Raw genomic sequence first — 20,129 nt, forward strand, 5'->3', positions numbered from 1 at the left:
TTTCGGATTATTTCTATCATTTGGTTTTATTCCCTTTATTTTCTTTGCGCTAACGAATTTAGACAAAAAAACTCACATGATTTATTTGTCAATTCATACGAGTTTTTTTCTTATTTAATGCGTATTATTTTTCTTCTATTGTTTCACTTAATCGCGCCTCACGCTTATCCGCTATTTTTTTCTGAATATGATACCAGAAATAACATGCAATCATCGCCGGGGCACCAAAGTATAAAACGGAACGTTGTTCAGGATCTAATAATAGACCAAGTGTTGCACCTAAACAAAGTAAAAATGCTAGAATCGGTACAAATGGATACAATTTTACACGGAATTTTAAATCCTCTAATTTCCCGCCTTCTTTCAAGTATTGTCTTCTGAACATAAATTGTGAAACTACAATTCCCATCCAACCAACTACTACACCGAATCCTGCTACAGCAACTAACATCACATAAACTGTCGCCGGCGCAATAATACTTGATAATAGTGATAAACAAGAGATTAACATACAAACAATGAGCGCGTTCATTGGAACACCACGTTTATTAATTGTACCAAGTGCTTTTGGCACCATTTTTTCTTTTGATAATGACCAAAGCATACGTGTCGAAGCATATAAACCTGAATTTGCTACCGATAATAATGCGGTAATAATGACGAAGTTCATAATATCTGCTGCGTACGGAATGCCTAACATGTCAAATACTGTAACGAAAGGACTTTGCGATACACTCGAATCTTCCCAAGGTAATAATGCACCTAAAACAATCATTGCACCAATGAAAAAGAATAATGTACGCCATACGATGTTTTTAATCGAACGTGGAATATCACGAGATGGGTTTTCACTTTCCCCTGCTGTAATGCCGATTAACTCTGTTCCTGAAAACGCAAAACTAATTGATACCATCGCAATTAAGATAGGTGCAAAACCATTCGGCAGTAACCCACCTTCACCTGTAAAATTCGATAATAATGGTGCATGCTCATGTCCAGTAACTGGTACAATGCCAAAAATTGCTGCAGCACCTAAAAAGATAAATATAATAACAATAATTATTTTTAATCCAGCAAACCAAAATTCTGACTCAGCAAAAAATTTTACTGATAAAGCATTAAAGACAAATATTGTTACCCCAAAAATAGCGCTCCATACCCACACAGGCGATTCTGGGAACCATCTTTGCATCAATAATCCAACAGCTGTAAATTCAGATCCAACTGTTACTACCCAGTTTAACCAATAAATAATACCAACTGAAAAACCAACTCCTGGGCTAATATAACGTGTCGCATACTCATGGAATGATCCATGTATACTGCTAACTCTCCTAAACATAACATTACTAAAAACATTGTTAAACCGCCAACAGCATATGCTAAAAGCGTACCAAAAGGGCCCGCATTATGCATAATATTCCCCGTACTTAAGAAAAAGCCTGTTCCGATTACACCCCCAAGTGAAATCATGAACATATGTCGACTTTTAATCGAACGTTGTAACTCATTTTGTTTCCCCATCCTGTCTCCCCCCTAGTTGAAAAAAGCTAAATTTACTGTTTGTAAACGATTTCTTATAAGTATAAAAATTTTTCTGAAATTTCTTTTTCTACACTTTCTATATTTTTAAAATGTTCACAAAAAGTTCGTTAAGACTAAATTATCTTATATTATACAAAATGACAATACGAAAAATTTCTTTGCACTGCAATTTTTTTTTGCTATTTAATATTGTTTTTTTCTTTTGAATGCTAATTTCCTATGCGTAAAAGCTTATTCTTTCAGCTTTCCTCGAAAAAAGATAATGTGCTTTTCATTTTACGAAAAAAATATTTTTATAAAAATAATTCAAATGTACTACCACTTTTTTATTTGATACGCATTAAAAAAGCCTGAAAATCTCAAGGATTTTCAGGCTTTCATTCATTTGCAAGTTAAATAAATCATGATAGTGCGTGTTTTGAACGTAGGGATTGCATAGGAATTAAATTACCACTTACGTTTTCGTGCAGCTTCTGATTTCTTTTTGCGTTTTACGCTAGGTTTTTCATAAAATTCGCGTTTTCTTACCTCTTGAATTGTACCACTTTTAGAAACAGTACGTTTGAAGCGGCGAAGAGCATCTTCAAGCGATTCGTTTTTTCTAACGACAGTTTTTGACATCTCTCTTTCCCTCCCTCCGACACACGTCAAAGCACAACCAATATGAATAACATATCGTTGTTTACTACAAGATTATATCCTATATACGTATAATGGTCAAGCACTGTGTTACATTAATATTCAGAATCTGATGATAAACCGTTCATAATCTTTACACCTGAGCTTGCACCGATGCGATTTGCACCTGCTGCTACCATTTTTTCAACGTCGTCTAAGCTACGAATGCCCCCCGAAGCTTTTACGCCTAATTCAGCGCCTACAATACGTCGCATAAGTGCAACATCCTCAACTGTTGCACCGCCTGTTGAGAAGCCTGTAGATGTCTTTACAAAGTCTAATTTTGCTTCTACTGCTAATTCACAGGCTTTTTCTTTTTCTTCGTCTGTTAATAAACATGTTTCTAAAATAACTTTTACAAGTTTTTCACCCGCTGCTTCACGTACAGCTTTCATGTCTTCTAACACAACATCATATTGTCCCGCTTTTAATGCACCGATATTTAAAACCATATCAATTTCGTCTGCACCATTTGCAATAGCATCTTTTGTTTCAAAAGCTTTTGTCTTAGCTGTTGATGCACCCAATGGGAAACCAATTACTGTGCATACTTTTGATTTTGCTCCTTGTAATTCTTCTGCTGCTAATTTTACAAAAGATGGATTAACACACACAGATGCAAAGTCATATGTTCTCGCTTCTTTGCATAACTCTTTTACTTGTGCCGCTGTCGCCTCTGGTTTTAATAATGTGTGATCAATAAGTGATGCGATATTTGTTGTCATAAAATAGCTCCTTTTTCAAGTTGTACGTACCTCTTTATTAGCATAGCATGAATTCAATGAAAAGCCCAGTTTTACACAAAAAAATAGTAGAACGTATGCGCACGTTCTACTGCTCTACCGCTTTTTCAATTCCTCTTGCTAAAGCTTCTGCTATACGATTTTGATAAGCTGTTTTTGCTAGTCTTTCGTCATCTTGACGATCATTTAAATAGCCTAACTCTACGATTACAGATGGCATATTGGGCCAATTAAGTGCTGTCATTTGATCTGCATATAATAAACCTTTTTTATGAGTATCCAATTTTGCCGATTTTATTTCTTGTAAAAGCACTTGACTGACTTTACGGTTCTCTTTCGTCAACTTTTTCGTATAACGATTGTTTTCATGCGCCATTATAATGTACATACCACGACCATTTGCATCCTTTGCACCATCTGCATGTAGTTGAATATAAAGATCTGCATTTTGTTTATTTGCAAATTCTGCACGTTCTTTTGTCGACTTGGCAATGACATGTTCTGTACGCGTTAATTTGACTTCATATTTTGAAACATCTAATCGCTCTTTAATACGGTTTGCTACTTGTAGTGTCAATGCATACTCTGCTTGCCCTGTAGATACGCCATATGCACTTGCAGGCATTTTAGGCTTCCATGTATGTGAATCTGGTCCAATTGGCTCTAAACGCTGATCTCGATAACGTTGATGCCCTGGATCAATAACAATTATTTTTTTCTCTTTTTCTTTTACTTGTACGGGCTGTTCCATTGGCTTTTTCACAACTACTTGTTTTTTCGGTTGCACTTTTTGCACAACTTCTTTTTCTTCTACAATTGTTGATTTAGGCGGTATGTATTGTAAAGTTGCCATATGCTTCTTTAAATACGTTTGTCCAAAAAACAAAAAAATGAGCGGTATAACGAGTGCAATTGCCACAATGAACATCCTTAAATATCTCAATACAACACATCCTTTTTGTTGAGATATTCTTAGTATAGCCTTTTTAGACTAAAATTTCATGTACAGTTTATATTTTCACATGAAAAAAGCACTCCTAGATGTTTTAATCTAGAAGTACTTTTTACAATGCTACATATTATTTAGTGAATTTTGCTAAATCTGCAGTTGTTGGGTTCGCTTGGTAGTGTCCACCCTCGATTTCTAATGTTTGACCTGTCATGAATTTAGATTCATCTGACGCCAGGTACACAACACCATAACCGATATCATTTGCTTCACCATTGTAAGGTAATGCATTGTATTTTGTGAAAATATCAAGCATTTCTTGTGGTAAGCTATTTTTTGCTGCTGGAGTTAAAATTAGTCCCGGAGCGATTGCGTTACAACGGATATTATCTTTACCGTATTGTTTTGCAATATATTTTGTTAAGTGAACAACGCCAGCTTTTGAAGTTCCGTATGCTGAACGGATTGCATCTGAAGCGAACGCAGCCATTGAAGCTGTGTTAATAATTGAGCCGCCACCAACTTTTTGCATGTGTGGAATAGCGAAACGAGAACCTAAAAGCACTGATTTTAAGTTTAAGTCCATTAAACGATCTCACTCAGCAAGATCTAAGTTTACAACATCTAAGTCTTTGTGTAAGTTTGTGCCACCTACATTATTGTAAAGAATATCTAGTTTACCGTAAGTGTCTACTGTATAGTCAACAGCATCTTTAATTGATTGTTCTTCAAATGCATTTAAAAATACACCTTCTGCTTCAAAACCTTGTGCTTTTAATTCTGCTGCTGCTGCTTTTGCACCTTCAACGTTGAAGTCTGCTAAAACTACTTTAGCGCCTTCTTTTGCTAATAATTGAGCAGAAGCTAGACCAATACCTGATGCTGCTCCTGTTACTAATGCTACTTTATTTTCTACGCGACCCATAATTAACCCCTCCTAATATTACAATCATCGAATATTTTAACAATATAAGATTAAGAGGTAAAGTAAAAAACTATTCTTTTTCTTTCGGCTTTTCCCAACATTCAATTTCATCTAAGTCAGGCATATCTGATGCATAAAATACAGGATCTTCGCCTTTTTTTCGTTGAGCAGTATAGTGACTTAATAGTCGGAAAGCTACTTTATAAAGTAATAAAATCGCAGTCAAGTTAATAAGTGCCATAATCGCCATGAATAGGTCTGCCAAATTCCAAACAAGTGCAACTTTTGCATATGCTCCGAAAATTAAGAAACCAATTACTGCAATTCGGTAAATGAAAATCATTTTTTTAGAGTTTTTAATAAATTCTAAATTCGTTTCACCGTAATAGTAATTTCCAATTACAGAACTAAATGCAAAGAAGAAGATTGCAATCGTTAAGAAAATACCTACCCAATCACCAAGCTGATTTACAAGAGATTGTTGTGTAATATCAATTCGAGAATCTTCACCAGCTGTTTTGTAAACATCGCTTAATAGTACGATAACTGCTGTTGCTGTACATACTAAAATCGTATCAACAAATACACCTAATGTTTGAATTAAACCTTGTTTTACAGGATGCGATACACTCGCTGTAGCAGCTGCGTTCGGTGCAGAACCAAGACCGGCTTCATTCGAGAATAAACCACGCTTGAATCCTTGCATGATTGCTCCACCAATTAAACCACCAATACCTGATTGTAATGAGAATGCATCACTTACAATTAACGTAATTAAACTCGGAATTTCTGTAATATTTAACACAACAACCACAAGTGCAACTAGAATATAAGCAATTGCCATAATTGGCACAATCACTTGTGTTACATTCGCAATACGTTGTACACCACCAAAAATAATGATTGCTGTTAGAACGGCTACGAATACACCCACCCATACTTTATCAATTCCAAAACTTGTTGAGAAAGAAGCAGCAATTGTATTCGTTTGCACTGCATTAAATACAAAACCATAACAAAACGTAATCGCAATCGCAAACATAATTCCTAACCAACGTTTCTTTAAGCCCTTTTCAATGTAATAGGCTGGACCACCACGAAACGTATGACCATCTTTTACTTTGTATAATTGCGCAAGTGTACTTTCTACGAATGATGAGCCGGCGCCGATTAATGCCATTACCCACATCCAAAATACTGCACCAGGACCACCGATTGCAATCGCTGTCGCAACACCCGCAATATTCCCCGTACCAATACGAGATGCAGCTGAAATCGTGAATGCTTGGAATGAAGAAATACCTTTTTTACCACCACTGATTGTTGCTTTATCTGTTAATACTCGAAACATTTCAGGGAATAATCTAAATTGAACCCCTTTTGATTTAACTGTGAAGAAAATCCCTGTAAATAATAGTAGAACGATGAGTATATATGAATACAAATATCCATTTAACTGATCAATCCAATTGCTCAAAATATCCAACTATAAACTCCTCCTTTTAAAAGTACATCTTCTATTTTATACCTCAATTACGTAAAAAAAACCATCTCTTTTAAAAGAGATAGTTTTTTCGTTAAATTTCGACTTCTTCTAAAATGCGTACAAATTGTGCTTCTGTCTTTGGATATCCTGGTTTTGTAACTTTCACACGAACCATTTTACCAATCATATCTGGCGTACCTTCAAACACAACTTTTAAATAGTTCGCTGTATGCCCAACAAGCATCCCTGCATGCTCACCTTCTGATGTGATATCTTCTGGAATCACTTCTAGTAACTCTCCATCAAAACGAGAAGCATATTCTTTTGCTAATTGATCATTTAGTGTTAATAAGCGATGTACACGTTCATTTTTCACTTCTTCCTCCACTTGGTCTTCCATACGTGCTGCAGGTGTTCCTGTACGTTTTGAAAACGGGAATACGTGTAACTCCGCAAATTGATGTTTAGCAATGAAATTATATGTTTCCATAAATTCTTCTTCTGTTTCACCAGGGAAACCTACGATTACATCTGAAGTAATCGCTAAATCAGGTAATACCTCTTTCAAACGATCTAAGCGTTCACCGAAAAATTCCATCGTATATTTACGACGCATTCTTTTTAGAACCGTATCTGAACCAGATTGAATTGGAATGTGTAAGTGATTCACAATGACTTTTGATTCTTTTAATACTTGTAATACTTCATCTGTTAATTGAGACGCTTCAATTGATGAAATACGCAGGCGACGCAAGCCTTTCACCTGTGCTTCTAAATCACGTAATAACTGCGCTAAGTTATAATCTTTTAAATCTTGACCATACCCCCCTGTATGAATACCTGTTAACACAATCTCTAAATACCCTGCATCGACTAATTGTTGCGCTTGATTGATGACTTCTTTCGGATCACGTGAACGCATCAACCCACGCGCCCATGGAATAATACAAAACGTACAGAAGTTATTACAGCCTTCTTGAATTTTTAAAGAAGCACGTGTACGGTCTGTAAAATAAGGCACATCTAATTCCTCATATACACGATTTTTCATAATATTACGTACTGCATTAATTGGTTTACGCTCTGCACGATATTGCTCAATATAACCAAGCATTTTTGAACGATCCTGTGTACCTACGACAATATCAACACCTGGAATTGCCATAATTTCTGCTGGTGATGTTTGTGCATAACAACCTGTTACACAAATCACTGCATCTGGATTTTGACGTACCGCACGACGAATTACTTGACGTGACTTTTTATCACCTGTATTCGTTACAGTACATGTATTAATAACATATACATCTGCTTGATGGTCGAAATCTTTTCTTTCATAACCTTCGTCTTTAAATAATTGCCAAATAGCTTCTGTTTCATAGTGATTGACTTTGCATCCTAATGTATGGAAAGCTACGGATTTTGAAAGACTATTGCTCATTTTATTTCATCCTTTCATTACATCCACTAAAAAATACCGATAGGCATTATGATACCATACTCTCGCTATTCAATCTACTAACGTGACTGATTCACGCCATTCATTCTTTGTTCAATTATTTCTTGTAATTGTCTTGCATCATCAGAACGAATCGCTATTTTTGTATATAATTTTTTCTTACCTAAAAATAAAGTAGCACATATAATCATTATATATGTCAAATTTTTGTGTTTTCGCACAAAAAAAAGAGTCACACTTCATTGTGCGACCCTTTCGTCATTATTCAAATTCATATGAAATAGCAGATAAAATATAAAAAGGTGCTGTCTCGGCTCGTAAAATACGTGGACCCAGCGCAATGGTATGAGCACCTGCCTCTACAAGCGCTGCTGCTTCTTCACGCGCAATACCACCTTCTGGACCAAATACTACACAAACATTTTGAAGCCCTTGTAAACTCTTTAAACGCTCTTTTAAAGACGTTCTTTGTTCACTCTTTGCATGTTCTTCATCTGCTAAAAGAACCGCATCATATGTAGATGCAAGTGCAAGTAACTGTTTAAAAGAAAGAGGTGCTTCAATTGTCGGTACAACAGAGCGATGCGATTGTTCTGCTGCTTCTTTGGCAATTTTTTGCAAGCGTTGTTGCTTTTTCTCGCCTTTTTTATGATCCCACTTCACAATCGAACGCGCAGCTTCAAAAGGAATAAGCTTTGTCATACCTAGTTCCGTTGCTTTTTGAACGATTAAATCAAGTTTGTCTCCTTTAGGTAGACCACAAGCGATTGTCACGTGAATCGGTAATTCTTTTGATGGAATTTGATATCCGATTTTTTCAACAGTTACGGTTTGATCGCCAAGTTTTACAATTTTACATTGGTCGGCTACATGCGAATGGACGACGATAATCTCGTCGCCCACTTGCATACGCATAACCTTTGTAATATGTTTCGCATCGTCACCTGATAATGTGAATTGATTTTCTTCGAATACATCTTCTACAAAGTATCTTTGCATATTTACACCTCTTGGACCGGTTTTCTTGAAACGATGGTTACCCAATCTTCCATCATCATGACTTCATCAATTTCAAATCCTGCTTCAATTAGAGCTTGCTTCACATCTTCTTTACGTCCTTCGATAATACCTGATGTAATGTAAATACCACCTGGTTTTACAATCATATAGGCATCTTCTACGAACGTTAAGATGATTTCAGCTAAAATATTCGCTACAACGACTTCAGCGGGTTCTTTCACTGTATCCAGTAAGTCACCTTGTACCACATCAATTTGGTTTGAGACATGGTTTAGCTCTACATTTTCAATTGCAGAACGTACAGCTACTTCATCTAAATCTAGTGCATGTACATGTTTTGCGCCTAATAAAGCTGCACCAATCGCTAAAACACCTGAGCCTGTACCAACATCAATAACATTCACCGTATCATTTACATGCTTCTCAAGCGCTTGTAAACTCATAACTGTCGTTGGATGTGTACCTGTTCCAAATGCCATACCTGGATCTAATTCAATGATTAACTCATCGCTTTCAACAGGTTGATAATCTTCCCATGTTGGAACAATTGTAAAGCGATTTGAAATTTTGACAGGATGATAATATTCTTTCCAAGAAGTAGACCAGTCTTGTTCATCTACTTCACATGTTGAGACTTTATTTTCACCTAAATCAATATCAAACGAAGCGAGGTTGTTGATTGCAAGTTTAATTTCTTCAACCGTTTCTCCTAAGAAACTGTTAAGTGGTAAATACGCTTTAATAATAACCCCTTTTGTTGGAAAATCTACAGGATCTAGCGCATAAATTTCACCAAATTCTTGTTCTCTTACTTTTTCTAATTCTAATGAATCTTCAATTACTACACCACTTGCACCTGCTTCATGCAAGATGTTTGAAATTGCATCCACCGCTTCGTTTGATGTATGAATCGAGAATTCTGACCATTTCACTTACAATCAACTCCAATATTAGTCTCTAAATTTTTTCTTAATCTTATCAAATAATGAACTGCCTTGTTCCTCTGGAATATCGCCTGAGATACTTGCAAATTCACGTAGTAATTCTTTTTGTTTTTCGGTCAGTTTTGATGGTGTTACAACTTTAACAATGACATGTTGGTCCCCTGTACCATAACCTTGAACATTTTTAATCCCTTTACCTTTCAGACGGAAACGCTCACCTGATTGTGTACCTGCTGGAATTTTCATTTTTACTTTACCTTGTACAGTTGGTACTTCGATTTCGTCACCTAATGCAGCTTGTGCAAATGTGATTTTAAGTTCGTAGTAAATATCATCGCCATCACGTTCGAACTTATCTGATTGACGTACGCTAAATACGATGTAAAGATCTCCTGCTGGTCCACCATTCACACCTGCTTCACCTTGTCCACTTACACGAATTTGTTGACCGTGATCGATACCTGCTGGAATCGTTACTTTGATTTTTTTACGACGTTTGACTGTACCTTTACCATGACATGTTGAACATTTTTCTTTGATGATTGAACCTTCGCCATGACATACATTACACGTACGACGGTTTACCATTTGACCAAATGGTGTATTCACTACTTCTTCAATTTGTCCTGAACCATGACAGTTTGTACATGTTTCTTTTGAAGAACCTGGTTTCGCACCTGAACCTGAACATGTTTCACATGTTTCATCATGTGTAATTTCAACTTCTTTTTCCGCACCAAACACAGCTTCTTCAAAGCTGATTGTCATACGATATTGTAAATCATCACCCTTACGTGGTGCATTTGGATCGCGTCTACGACCGCCGCCTCCACCACCAAAGAATGAACTAAAGATATCTTCGAAACCGCCGAAACCGCCGCCATCGAATCCACTGCCGCCAAAGCCTTGGTTTGGATCTTGATGTCCAAATTGATCATAGCGTGCTTTTGCTTGTGGATCGCTTAGCACTTCATAAGCTTCTGAGATTTCTTTAAATTTTTGATCTGCATCTGCCTCTTTGTTAATATCTGGATGGTATTTCTTTGATAATTTACGGTACGCTTTTTTTATTTCATCTGCTGTTGCAGATTTTTCAATTCCTAAGACTTCATAATAGTCGCGTTTTTCCACTTTTTTTCAACTCCGCTCTTTTCACATAAATACAATTGTATCATCTTATTTCCTAGAATGTAACTGTAATTCTCTTTTGAAAAAGAAAAGCCAAAGCCCTATAACGGTCTTTAGCTACCACTGTGAACGGACGTAATGTACATGTTATGTTCACGTTACTAAGGAACGATTGGTCTTTGACTTTTCCTCATTCATAAAAACGATTATTTTTTATCGTCGTCTACTTCAGTGAAATCAGCATCTACAACACCATCATCTTTAGTGCCGCCAGCTTCTCCACCTTGTGCTGCTTGTTGAGCCGCTGCTGCTTGTTCGTAAACTTTCATTACAAGTGGTTGTAATAAACCTTCTAGTTTTTCTTTTGCAGCTTTAATGCCTTCAATTTCACCAGCTTCGATTGCTTTAGCTAATTCTTCTTTTGCTTCTTCTACTGGTTTTTTCTCGTCTTCTGTTACTTGTTCGCCAAGGTCTGCTAATGTTTTATCAGTTTGGAATACAAGTTGATCCGCTTCATTACGTAAATCAGCTTCTTCTTTGCGTGCTCTATCCGCTTCCGCATTTTCTTCAGCTTCTTTTACCATACGCTCAATATCTGCTTCAGATAGACCAGAATCAGATTGAATCACAATGTTTTGTTCTTTATTTGTGCCTAAGTCTTTCGCTTTAACAGTTACAATACCATTTTTATCAATATCGAATGTTACTTCGATTTGTGGAACACCACGTGGTGCTGCTGGGATGTCTGTTAATTGGAAACGGCCTAATGTTTTGTTATCAGCAGCCATTGGACGCTCACCTTGTAATACGTGAATATCTACAGCAGGTTGGTTATCTGCAGCTGTTGAGAATGTTTGTGATTTAGATGTTGGAATTGTTGTGTTGCGCTCGATTAATTTCGTGAATACGCCACCCATTGTTTCAATACCTAATGATAATGGTGTTACGTCTAGTAATACAACGTCTTCTACATCACCTGTTAATACGCCACCTTGTACAGCTGCACCCATTGCTACTACTTCATCTGGGTTTACGCCTTTGTGTGGTTCTTTGCCTGTTGCTTTTTGTACTGCTTCTTGTACTGCAGGAATACGCGTTGAACCACCAACTAAGATTACTTGATCGATTTCAGAAGCTGAAAGACCTGCATCTTTTAACGCTTGGCGAGTTGGAATCATTGTGCGTTCTACTAAATCAGCAGTGATTTCGTTGAATTTTGCACGTGAGATTGACATTTCTAAGTGTAATGGACCTGCTTCACCTGCAGTGATGAATGGAAGTGACACTTGTGTTGTTGTTACACCTGAAAGTTCTTTTTTCGCTTTTTCAGCAGCATCTTTTAAACGTTGCATGGCCATTTTATCTTTTGATAAGTCAATGCCGTTTTCTTTTTTGAATTCTGCTACTAAATAGTCGATGATTGCTGCGTCAAAGTCATCTCCACCTAGTTTGTTATCACCAGCTGTTGCTAATACTTCAAATACACCATCACCTAATTCAAGGATTGATACGTCGAATGTACCACCACCAAGGTCAAATACTAATACTTTTTGGTCTACATCCATTTTCTCTAAACCGTAAGCTAATGCTGCAGCTGTTGGTTCGTTAATGATACGCTCTACTTCTAAACCAGCGATTTTACCAGCGTCTTTTGTTGCTTGACGTTGTGCATCATTGAAGTAAGCAGGAACTGTAATAACAGCTTTTGTTACTTTTTCACCAAGATAGTCTTCAGCATATTCTTTTAAGTGTGTTAAAATCATTGCTGAAATTTCTTGTGGTGTATATGTTTTATCTTCTACAGTCACTTTGTAATCTTCACCCATGTGACGTTTGATTGAGATAATTGTATTTGGATTTGTAATTGATTGACGTTTTGCTACTTCCCCAACTTGACGTTCGCCGTTTTTAAATGCGACTACTGAAGGAGTTGTACGTGCGCCTTCTTTGTTTGGGATTACTACTGGTTCTCCACCTTCAAGAACCGCTACGCAAGAGTTTGTTGTACCTAAGTCAATACCAATAATTTTACTCATAATAAAATTCCTCCTAAGATATATAAACGCTAAATGCGCTTAATATGATTTTTAATAAAATGAATTACTCGTTCACTTTTACCATGGCTGGACGTAATACGCGATCTTTCAACTTATACCCGCGTTGTAGCTCTTGTAACACAACACCAGCTTCTTTTGAATCGTCTTGTTCTTGCATCACAGCTTGATGGACGCTTGGATCAAATGGATGATCTACTGTTTCAATAACTTCTAACCCCTCTTTTGCGGTCGCTTCTACTAAAGAGCGATAAACCATCTCGATTCCTTTTTTAATCGATTGACCATCTTCTGTTGTCGCTTCTACTTGTAGCGCACGTTCAAAGTTATCTAACACAGGTAGTAAATCAGTTAGTAGACTTTGTGAACGATACTTCGCTGCAGACTCTCGCTCTGTTTGCGTACGACGTTTGAAATTATCAAAATCAGCACGCAATCGTAAATAGCGATTTTCTTCATCTTGTAACTTCTTCTTTAATTCTTCTACTTCATTTACTTCTGCAATTTCTGTTGCTTCCGCTTCAGCCTCAACTGTTTCTACTTCTTCAGTTGTTTGCTCAGCTGTTTCTTCCACAACTTCTTCTGTCACTTGTTCTTTTTGTTCTTTTTCTTCTTTTTGTTCTTTTTGTTCTTTTTCTTCTTTTTGTTCTTTTTCTTCTTTTTGTTCTTTTTCTTCTTTTTCTTGTGACACAGTAAATCCTCCTTTATACACATGACATTACCACTCTCTACGCATGAGTTTTGATAAGTCTCCGCTCATATGATCTAATAACGTAATGACACGTTGGTAATCCATTCTTTTCGGACCGATAATAGCAATCGATCCAACTTGTTCTTCGTTCGTCGAGTAGGTTGCTGTAATAATACTACAATCTTCTACTGCATTCAGTTCATTTTCTGAACCAATTCGAATTTGAATTCCGGGTGAATCACGATGTAACAATGCTTGAATCTGACTTTGCGTTTCCATCATTTCCATAAGCATACGAATCTTATCTAAATCATGAAACTCAGGTTGATTTAGCATATTCGTCTTACCACCGTAATAGATTTTACTATCACTCTGTTGTTCTATTCCCGTAAAAATCGACTTTAAAAGCCTATTATAAGTCCCAACGTGTTGTCGAATAATATTTGACACTTCACGTTCTAGGTAATATGGAATTTGAACAATTGGAATACCGACTAAACGTTCATTCAAAATATTAACCATTTTTTCAAAATCACTTGGATGTAGGTCCTCAGGTAAATCGACAACTCGATTTTCCACATGACCGTTATCCGTCACAATAATCGCTACTGCATTTTTTGCACTAAGCGGAACAATTGAGAATCGCTTCACTTTGTGCAACTGTACATCTGGTCCTAAAATAATCGAAGTATAATTTGTTAGGTCAGATAGAATAGTGGCTGATTTACGAATCACTTGTTCCGTTTCATAGGCATTCTCTGAAAAAACAGAGCGCAAAAGCTTCATATCATGGTTCGTAATAACCTGAGGTTTTAACAAATGATCCACGTAGAATCTATAACCTTTTTCCGATGGAATACGACCTGATGAAGTATGGGTCTTTTCTAAATACCCTAACTCCTCCAAATCAGCCATCTCGTTTCGAATTGTAGAAGAACTAAATGATATTTCTTCACGTTTCGAAATTTGACGTGAACCAACCGGCTGACCAGACGAAATGAAATCATCGACGATTACTTTAAGAATTTGCAACTGTCGATTGGTTAGCATGATCATCACCTCATTTTTAGCACTCACTCATATCGAGTGCTAACACTATACTTAATTTATCAAAACTCTTTTTTTATGTCAACGGAAAAGCACTTAATCTATTAAAAATTCTTGGAACACTTCATTCCCTACGAATTTCCCTTGATGTGACAAGTAAATCGCTTGTTCATCTTCTATTAAAAGACCTGCTTCAGTTAAAGAATTGATTTGCTTTTCAAATACATCATGTACTTGTTTTCCGTATCGTTCATAAAAATGTTGTTTATTGATTCCTGCTGTTTTACGAAGACCTAAAAATAATTCTTCTTCTATTTTTTCTTTTTCAGTCACATCATGTTCATGATGAATAGGTAATTCACCCGCTTCGATACAGTCCATATATTTTTTTAAAGGACCATGATTCGTATAGCGCGTACTACTTATATAACCACTTGCTCCTGCACCAAAACCTGCATACTCATCGTTATCCCAGTAAATCAAGTTATGTTTCGACTCAAAACCTGTACGTCCAAAGTTACTAATTTCATATTGATGAAGACCTCTCTTCTCCATTTCTTTCATTAATAAGGCATACATTGCTGCTTCAGAATCTTCTCCCGGTAAAGGTAATTTACCTTTGTTCATTAAATTGAAGAAAATTGTTTTTGGCTCCACAATTAATGAATAGGCTGAATAATGTGGTAAATCGAGCGCAAAAGCTTGATTCAATGTATTTTGCCATTGTTCCATCGTTTGCCCCGGAAGACCATACATTAAATCAATACTAATATTCGTAAATCCCACTTCTTTTGCTTGTCGAATGGTTTCAATAACTTGCTCAGGAGCATGCGTACGACCCAATTTTTTCAGAAGTTCTATATCAAATGACTGCACACCTAAACTTAAACGATTAATACCAAATGCTTTTAATACACGTAGTTTTTCAATAGTTAACTCATCTGGATTTGCTTCTGTTGAAAATTCTTTAATATGTTCCATTGGAATATATTCATGGATTAATGTGAGTAAACGCCTCAATTGTTCAGCGGATAATGCTGTCGGTGTTCCACCACCTAAAAAAATAGTTTGAATTTTTTTGTAAGCAGCCGGATTTTTTGAAACAGCTAATGCCATCTCCTTCCCTAGACTTTCAATATATTCATCAACGGGCTGATTTTTAAAGAATACTTTATTAAAATCGCAATAATTACAAATTTGATGACAAAATGGAATGTGTATATATACACCTGTCGTCATAGTTCAACTTCCTCTCTACATGTAACACTTTTTTTAGTTTAGCCGATTTACATAAAAACATACAGTAAACACTTTCTTTTATACGAAAGAACAAATAAAAAAAGAGAAATCATGTACTGACACGATCTCTCCTCTGTTTACAGGTAGTTCTTTATTTGAATTTTTCTATTTATCACCTGTAGCTCATTGACGAATCTGTTTAAAATGGAGCTAAACCGCTTGGTGATATCTTTCATATACCATTCCAGTTAAATCCTCTTGCATTTCACTTAATTCGGCAAGTTTACTTTTCATATGCGATACATTGGTTTCTAATGCAGACAGACGCTTTTCTACACGTGCAACTAACAATTCCAACTGATCTTCATGTGTTTTCATTGTAAACCACCTCTCTTTAGTTACCTTTACATTATGTATATAGTGTAAATATATTTTAACAGATTTTATCTTATCTGTATATATACCAATGAATAATTCGACATTTTTTGTCGAATTCCGTGTATTTTGTCGACATTTCGTTAAGAATATGCAAATTTTATATCATTAGTGCAAAGTACTTTAAATAAATAATAACATTTTATGTCTTAATTTGGAAAATTATTTTTACTATTAGTGTCGTCTTTTACCGCATAAGATATTTACCCTAGCTACATTTTTTTCAAACCATTTTCTTCAAAAAATGATTTTGTTTTTTTAGTTCTACTACTATCTTATTTTCATACTACTTTTTATGCAACATCCATCTTTTTTTATTAAGATAATTGGTAAAAAAGATATTGCTTTATTTTTCCATACAAAGCCATCTTAACTAGCTCTATTTTCACTTTCTATAAAAATACATTTTCATCTATATCTATAGTCCGATTTCCAATTCGACAATAATAGATGAATCCAATGATTATTTATTTGGAAATTCACCTACTTACTAGACGAAATAGACAGTGAAAAAGTTTAAAAAAATGAAAAAATACACCTAACAATTAGCAGCTCTCTCTAATTATCAGATGCACATTTAATCTTTTAATGTATGATATGGTTTTTTAAAAACGGTATGCGCCTCTTTTTCATCGTCTAAGCGTTCATAGAACTCTGAACTATAAGGTAATTCCAAATCATTCATTTCCGCGTCTTCCACACAAGCAATTAATATGTCATATCCTTCTAAATCTTTCGGCCAAAAATCATTTTTAGTATTCCCCTTCTCTAATGTTAGCGTAAGTGCATCTCTCAACTTTTCTAATCCTTGTCGGTTCCCTATAATATACGCTTCATCACGCCAACTATTTTGGGAATAAATATGGCATTTCGGATACTTATTTTTATTCATTAGCTCTTCACCTTCCTTCTTTTTTAAAAAATAGCGAACATCATTTCATATAAAATGATGTTCGCTATTTTAGTTTATTTCTTCGGTTGGTCGTCGTCCATTTTCAAGACAGCCATGAATGCTTCTTGTGGAACTTCTACCGATCCAACTTGTTTCATACGTTTTTTACCTTCTTTTTGTTTTTCAAGAAGTTTACGTTTACGTGAGATATCTCCACCGTAACATTTTGCTAATACGTTTTTACGCATTGCTTTAATTGTTGAACGTGCCACAATTTTTTGTCCTACTGCCGCTTGAACAGGTACTTCAAATTGTTGACGTGGAATTAATTCTTTTAATTTTTCTACGATGACTTTACCGCGATCGTAAGCAAAGTCTTTATGCACGATGAAACTTAGTGCATCGACTTGTTCTGAATTTAGTAAGATATCCATCTTCACTAGTTTTGATGGGTTGTAACCAATCAATTCATAGTCGAATGACGCATAACCTTTTGTTGATGACTTCAATTGATCGAAGAAGTCATAAACAATTTCAGATAATGGTAGTTCATACAGAATATTTACACGCGTTGTATCAATATAATCCATTGTTAAGAAGTTCCCACGTTTACGTTGGCAAATCTCCATTACTGCACCTACATAGTCATTCGGAACCATAATACTTGCTTTTACATACGGCTCTTCAATTGACATGATTTTTTGTGGATCTGGCATTTCAGATGGATTCGCTACTTGTACTTCGGTACCATCTGTCATCTTTACATGATAAATTACAGATGGTGCTGTTGTAATTAAGTCGATATTGAATTCACGTTCAATACGTTCTTGGATAATCTCCATGTGTAGTAATCCTAAGAAACCACAACGGAAACCAAAGCCAAGTGCTTGCGATGTTTCAGGCTCGTATTGTAGTGCTGAGTCATTTAGCTCTAATTTTTCAAGTGCTTCACGTAAATCAACATATTTCGCTGTATCAATTGGGTATAGACCACAATATACCATCGGGTTCAATTTACGATAACCTTCTAATGGTGCTGACGCAGGGTTTTTAACTGATGTAACCGTATCACCGACACGTGTATCTCCTACATTTTTAATAGAAGCTGTTAAATAGCCTACATCACCAACTGTTAAGAAATCACGCGGCGTCATATGTGGTGTATGAACACCTACTTCGATTACTTCGAATTCAGCATTTGTTGCCATCATACGAATTTTATCACCAGGTTTTACAGTACCTTCTGAAATACGAATCGAGATAATAACACCACGATACGAATCATATACAGAGTCAAAAATTAGCGCTTGTAGTGGTGCTTCTGGATCACCTTGTGGCGCTGGTACTTTCTCAACGATTTGTTCTAAAATTTCTTCAATTCCGATACCTGCTTTTGCAGAAGCTAAAACAGCCTCTGAAGCATCTAATCCAATTACATCTTCAATTTCACCACGTACACGTTCTGGATCGGCAGAAGGTAAATCAATCTTATTAATAACAGGTAAAATTTCTAAATCATTATCTAGCGCTAAATAAACATTAGCTAATGTTTGCGCCTCGATTCCCTGTGCTGCGTCCACGACTAAGATGGCGCCTTCACAAGCTGCTAGACTACGTGATACTTCGTATGTGAAGTCGACGTGTCCAGGTGTATCAATTAGATGGAATGTGTACTGTTCGCCATCTTTTGCTACATAATTTAATTGTACTGCATTCAATTTAATCGTAATACCGCGCTCACGTTCTAAATCCATTGAGTCCAATAACTGATTTTTCATTTCACGCGCAGTTAATGCTTGCGTCTGTTCTAAAATTCGGTCAGCTAATGTAGATTTACCGTGGTCAATATGCGCAATAATAGAGAAATTTCGAATATGTTCTTGTCTTTTTAATAATTCTTCTCGATTCATGCATTCCACTCCTATTTAAACTATTTGAATTATATCAGTCAAAAGGCTATATTGGCAATGGAAGTTCGTGAACTACTATGAAAATAAAGTTTTTTACTTCTAAGTTATTTCAAAATAATAGTTAGTTCGTCTTCTTTTTCTAAATTTATGTAGAAAATTCGTAAAAAAAAGCTTGTCAAGTAAATATTCTTTCCATTTCTCTCTTGATTTCAGGAGTATTTGTTTGCTATAATGATGCTTGTTGTATTAGATACAGACACAGTTGAGAATTTACTCATCTCGAATCTTTATAGGAGGTGAATTTCATGCCAAATATTAAATCTGCAATCAAACGTGTTAAAACGACTGAAAAAGCTAAAGCTCGTAACATCGCAATCAAATCTGCAATGCGTACAGCTGTGAGAAAAGCTGATGCTGCTTTAATCGCTAAAGAAGAAAACGCTGCTGAATTATTATCAGCTGCAGTTAAATCTCTAGACAAAGCTGCTTCTAAAGGCTTAATCCACAAAAACGCTGCTTCTCGTACGAAAGCTCGTTTAATGAAAAAAGCTTAATTCTACCTTGTGTAGAATTTAAAGGGCTGATGCTTATCGCATCAGCCCTTTTTTAATTTAAATTGTACGCGTAATTTCATTTTTTACAGGTGCTCGATTTTCAGAGAATTGAATACGATAAACATATTGCCATTGTTTTTGATTCGCTTCACCTTTCAATTCATATCCTACTACAGTAGCTTTTTGATAATGAACTTTCTCACGTGCTAGTTCATCATATACTTCACGTGCAATCTGATATAAATCTTCCCGAGACATCCCTGTCATATCAACATCAATTGCAATAATAACTGGTTCTTCTATGTCTTCTTTCGAACTCAATTGAATCGTTTCTTGTTTTGTACGAATAGTAGCTAAAACATGTTTGACATTCGGAAAATTGCTCGTAAGTACTTGTTGCAATTGATTACTCATTTGAACAGACACTTCT

At 35.8% G+C, this 20,129-nt stretch carries 20 protein-coding genes and 1 pseudogene; 1 reads left to right on the top strand and 20 read right to left on the bottom strand.

Translation table 11 applies throughout. The features are described 5' to 3' along the window. Positions 1–124: 124 nt before the first annotated feature. The 19 genes and pseudogenes from MHB75_RS06725 to lepA form a co-directional block, all read right to left on the bottom strand. Positions 125–1,342: an amino acid permease gene (locus MHB75_RS06725; protein WP_340996666.1), complete on the bottom strand. Its 1,218-nt coding sequence runs from the start codon at positions 1,340–1,342 to the stop codon at positions 125–127. Next, on the bottom strand, positions 1,240–1,524 hold the full coding sequence (locus MHB75_RS06730) for a hypothetical protein (protein WP_340996668.1): 285 nt from the start codon (positions 1,522–1,524) through the stop codon (positions 1,240–1,242). The genes MHB75_RS06725 and MHB75_RS06730 overlap by 103 nt, the downstream gene beginning before the upstream one ends. Positions 1,525–1,992: 468 nt before the next feature. Further along, positions 1,993–2,166, bottom strand: a complete 174-nt coding sequence (gene rpsU, locus MHB75_RS06735; RefSeq protein ID WP_004227078.1) for a 30S ribosomal protein S21 — start codon at positions 2,164–2,166, stop codon at positions 1,993–1,995. Positions 2,167–2,279: 113 nt separating this feature from the next. Next, positions 2,280–2,948, bottom strand: a complete 669-nt coding sequence (deoC, locus tag MHB75_RS06740) for a deoxyribose-phosphate aldolase (protein ID WP_340996669.1) — start codon at positions 2,946–2,948, stop codon at positions 2,280–2,282. Positions 2,949–3,054: 106 nt separating this feature from the next. Further along, the gene (locus MHB75_RS06745) at positions 3,055–3,909 is read right to left on the bottom strand and encodes an N-acetylmuramoyl-L-alanine amidase family protein (RefSeq protein WP_340996671.1); all 855 of its coding nucleotides are present in this window, start codon (positions 3,907–3,909) and stop codon (positions 3,055–3,057) included. A 136-nt stretch (positions 3,910–4,045) separates the two neighbouring features. Further along, a pseudogene (locus MHB75_RS06750) lies at positions 4,046–4,840 on the bottom strand (SDR family NAD(P)-dependent oxidoreductase). Positions 4,841–4,910: 70 nt separating this feature from the next. Continuing rightward, positions 4,911–6,326: an alanine/glycine:cation symporter family protein gene (locus MHB75_RS06755; RefSeq protein ID WP_340996673.1), complete on the bottom strand. Its 1,416-nt coding sequence runs from the start codon at positions 6,324–6,326 to the stop codon at positions 4,911–4,913. Between the two features lie 91 nt (positions 6,327–6,417). Next, the gene (gene mtaB, locus MHB75_RS06760) at positions 6,418–7,767 is read right to left on the bottom strand and encodes a tRNA (N(6)-L-threonylcarbamoyladenosine(37)-C(2))-methylthiotransferase MtaB (RefSeq protein WP_141274554.1); all 1,350 of its coding nucleotides are present in this window, start codon (positions 7,765–7,767) and stop codon (positions 6,418–6,420) included. A gap of 77 nt (positions 7,768–7,844) precedes the next feature. After that, entirely contained in the window at positions 7,845–7,988 is a 144-nt protein-coding gene (locus tag MHB75_RS06765; RefSeq protein ID WP_340996675.1) for a hypothetical protein, read from the bottom strand. Between the two features lie 58 nt (positions 7,989–8,046). After that, a complete protein-coding gene (locus MHB75_RS06770) occupies positions 8,047–8,784 on the bottom strand; it encodes a 16S rRNA (uracil(1498)-N(3))-methyltransferase (protein ID WP_340996677.1) in 738 nt (245 codons plus the stop codon). 2 nt (positions 8,785–8,786) lie between these two features. After that, a complete protein-coding gene (gene prmA, locus MHB75_RS06775; RefSeq protein WP_340996679.1) occupies positions 8,787–9,737 on the bottom strand; it encodes a 50S ribosomal protein L11 methyltransferase in 951 nt (316 codons plus the stop codon). An 18-nt stretch (positions 9,738–9,755) separates the two neighbouring features. Then, complete coding sequence (gene dnaJ, locus MHB75_RS06780) at positions 9,756–10,880, bottom strand: molecular chaperone DnaJ (protein WP_141274552.1); 1,125 nt, start codon at positions 10,878–10,880, stop codon at positions 9,756–9,758. A 203-nt stretch (positions 10,881–11,083) separates the two neighbouring features. Beyond that, positions 11,084–12,913: a molecular chaperone DnaK gene (dnaK, locus tag MHB75_RS06785; protein WP_141274551.1), complete on the bottom strand. Its 1,830-nt coding sequence runs from the start codon at positions 12,911–12,913 to the stop codon at positions 11,084–11,086. A 64-nt stretch (positions 12,914–12,977) separates the two neighbouring features. Beyond that, entirely contained in the window at positions 12,978–13,622 is a 645-nt protein-coding gene (gene grpE / locus MHB75_RS06790) for a nucleotide exchange factor GrpE (protein ID WP_340996682.1), read from the bottom strand. 27 nt (positions 13,623–13,649) lie between these two features. After that, positions 13,650–14,672, bottom strand: a complete 1,023-nt coding sequence (gene hrcA, locus MHB75_RS06795; protein ID WP_340996685.1) for a heat-inducible transcriptional repressor HrcA — start codon at positions 14,670–14,672, stop codon at positions 13,650–13,652. Between the two features lie 93 nt (positions 14,673–14,765). Further along, the gene (gene hemW, locus MHB75_RS06800; protein WP_141274548.1) at positions 14,766–15,908 is read right to left on the bottom strand and encodes a radical SAM family heme chaperone HemW; all 1,143 of its coding nucleotides are present in this window, start codon (positions 15,906–15,908) and stop codon (positions 14,766–14,768) included. A 210-nt stretch (positions 15,909–16,118) separates the two neighbouring features. After that, positions 16,119–16,286, bottom strand: coding sequence for a hypothetical protein (locus MHB75_RS06805; RefSeq protein WP_156422335.1), 168 nt, complete (start codon positions 16,284–16,286; stop codon positions 16,119–16,121). A 634-nt stretch (positions 16,287–16,920) separates the two neighbouring features. Further along, positions 16,921–17,235: a hypothetical protein gene (locus MHB75_RS06810; RefSeq protein ID WP_340996689.1), complete on the bottom strand. Its 315-nt coding sequence runs from the start codon at positions 17,233–17,235 to the stop codon at positions 16,921–16,923. Positions 17,236–17,309: 74 nt separating this feature from the next. After that, positions 17,310–19,145: a translation elongation factor 4 gene (gene lepA / locus MHB75_RS06815; RefSeq protein WP_068452550.1), complete on the bottom strand. Its 1,836-nt coding sequence runs from the start codon at positions 19,143–19,145 to the stop codon at positions 17,310–17,312. A 305-nt stretch (positions 19,146–19,450) separates the two neighbouring features. Here lepA and rpsT point away from each other — a divergent pair, with 305 nt between their 5' ends. Next, on the top strand, positions 19,451–19,699 hold the full coding sequence (gene rpsT / locus MHB75_RS06820) for a 30S ribosomal protein S20 (protein ID WP_068452547.1): 249 nt from the start codon (positions 19,451–19,453) through the stop codon (positions 19,697–19,699). A 57-nt stretch (positions 19,700–19,756) separates the two neighbouring features. On the opposite strand, the gene MHB75_RS06825 is transcribed toward rpsT, so the two are convergent. Then, positions 19,757–20,113 (bottom strand): hypothetical protein, encoded by a 357-nt coding sequence (locus MHB75_RS06825; RefSeq protein ID WP_340996693.1) that lies wholly within the window; start codon positions 20,111–20,113, stop codon positions 19,757–19,759. Positions 20,114–20,129: the final 16 nt, after the last annotated feature.

The sequence above is a fragment of the Kurthia sp. FSL E2-0154 genome, assembly GCF_038003625.1.
In the GTDB taxonomy this organism is placed as follows: domain Bacteria; phylum Bacillota; class Bacilli; order Bacillales_A; family Planococcaceae; genus Kurthia; species Kurthia gibsonii.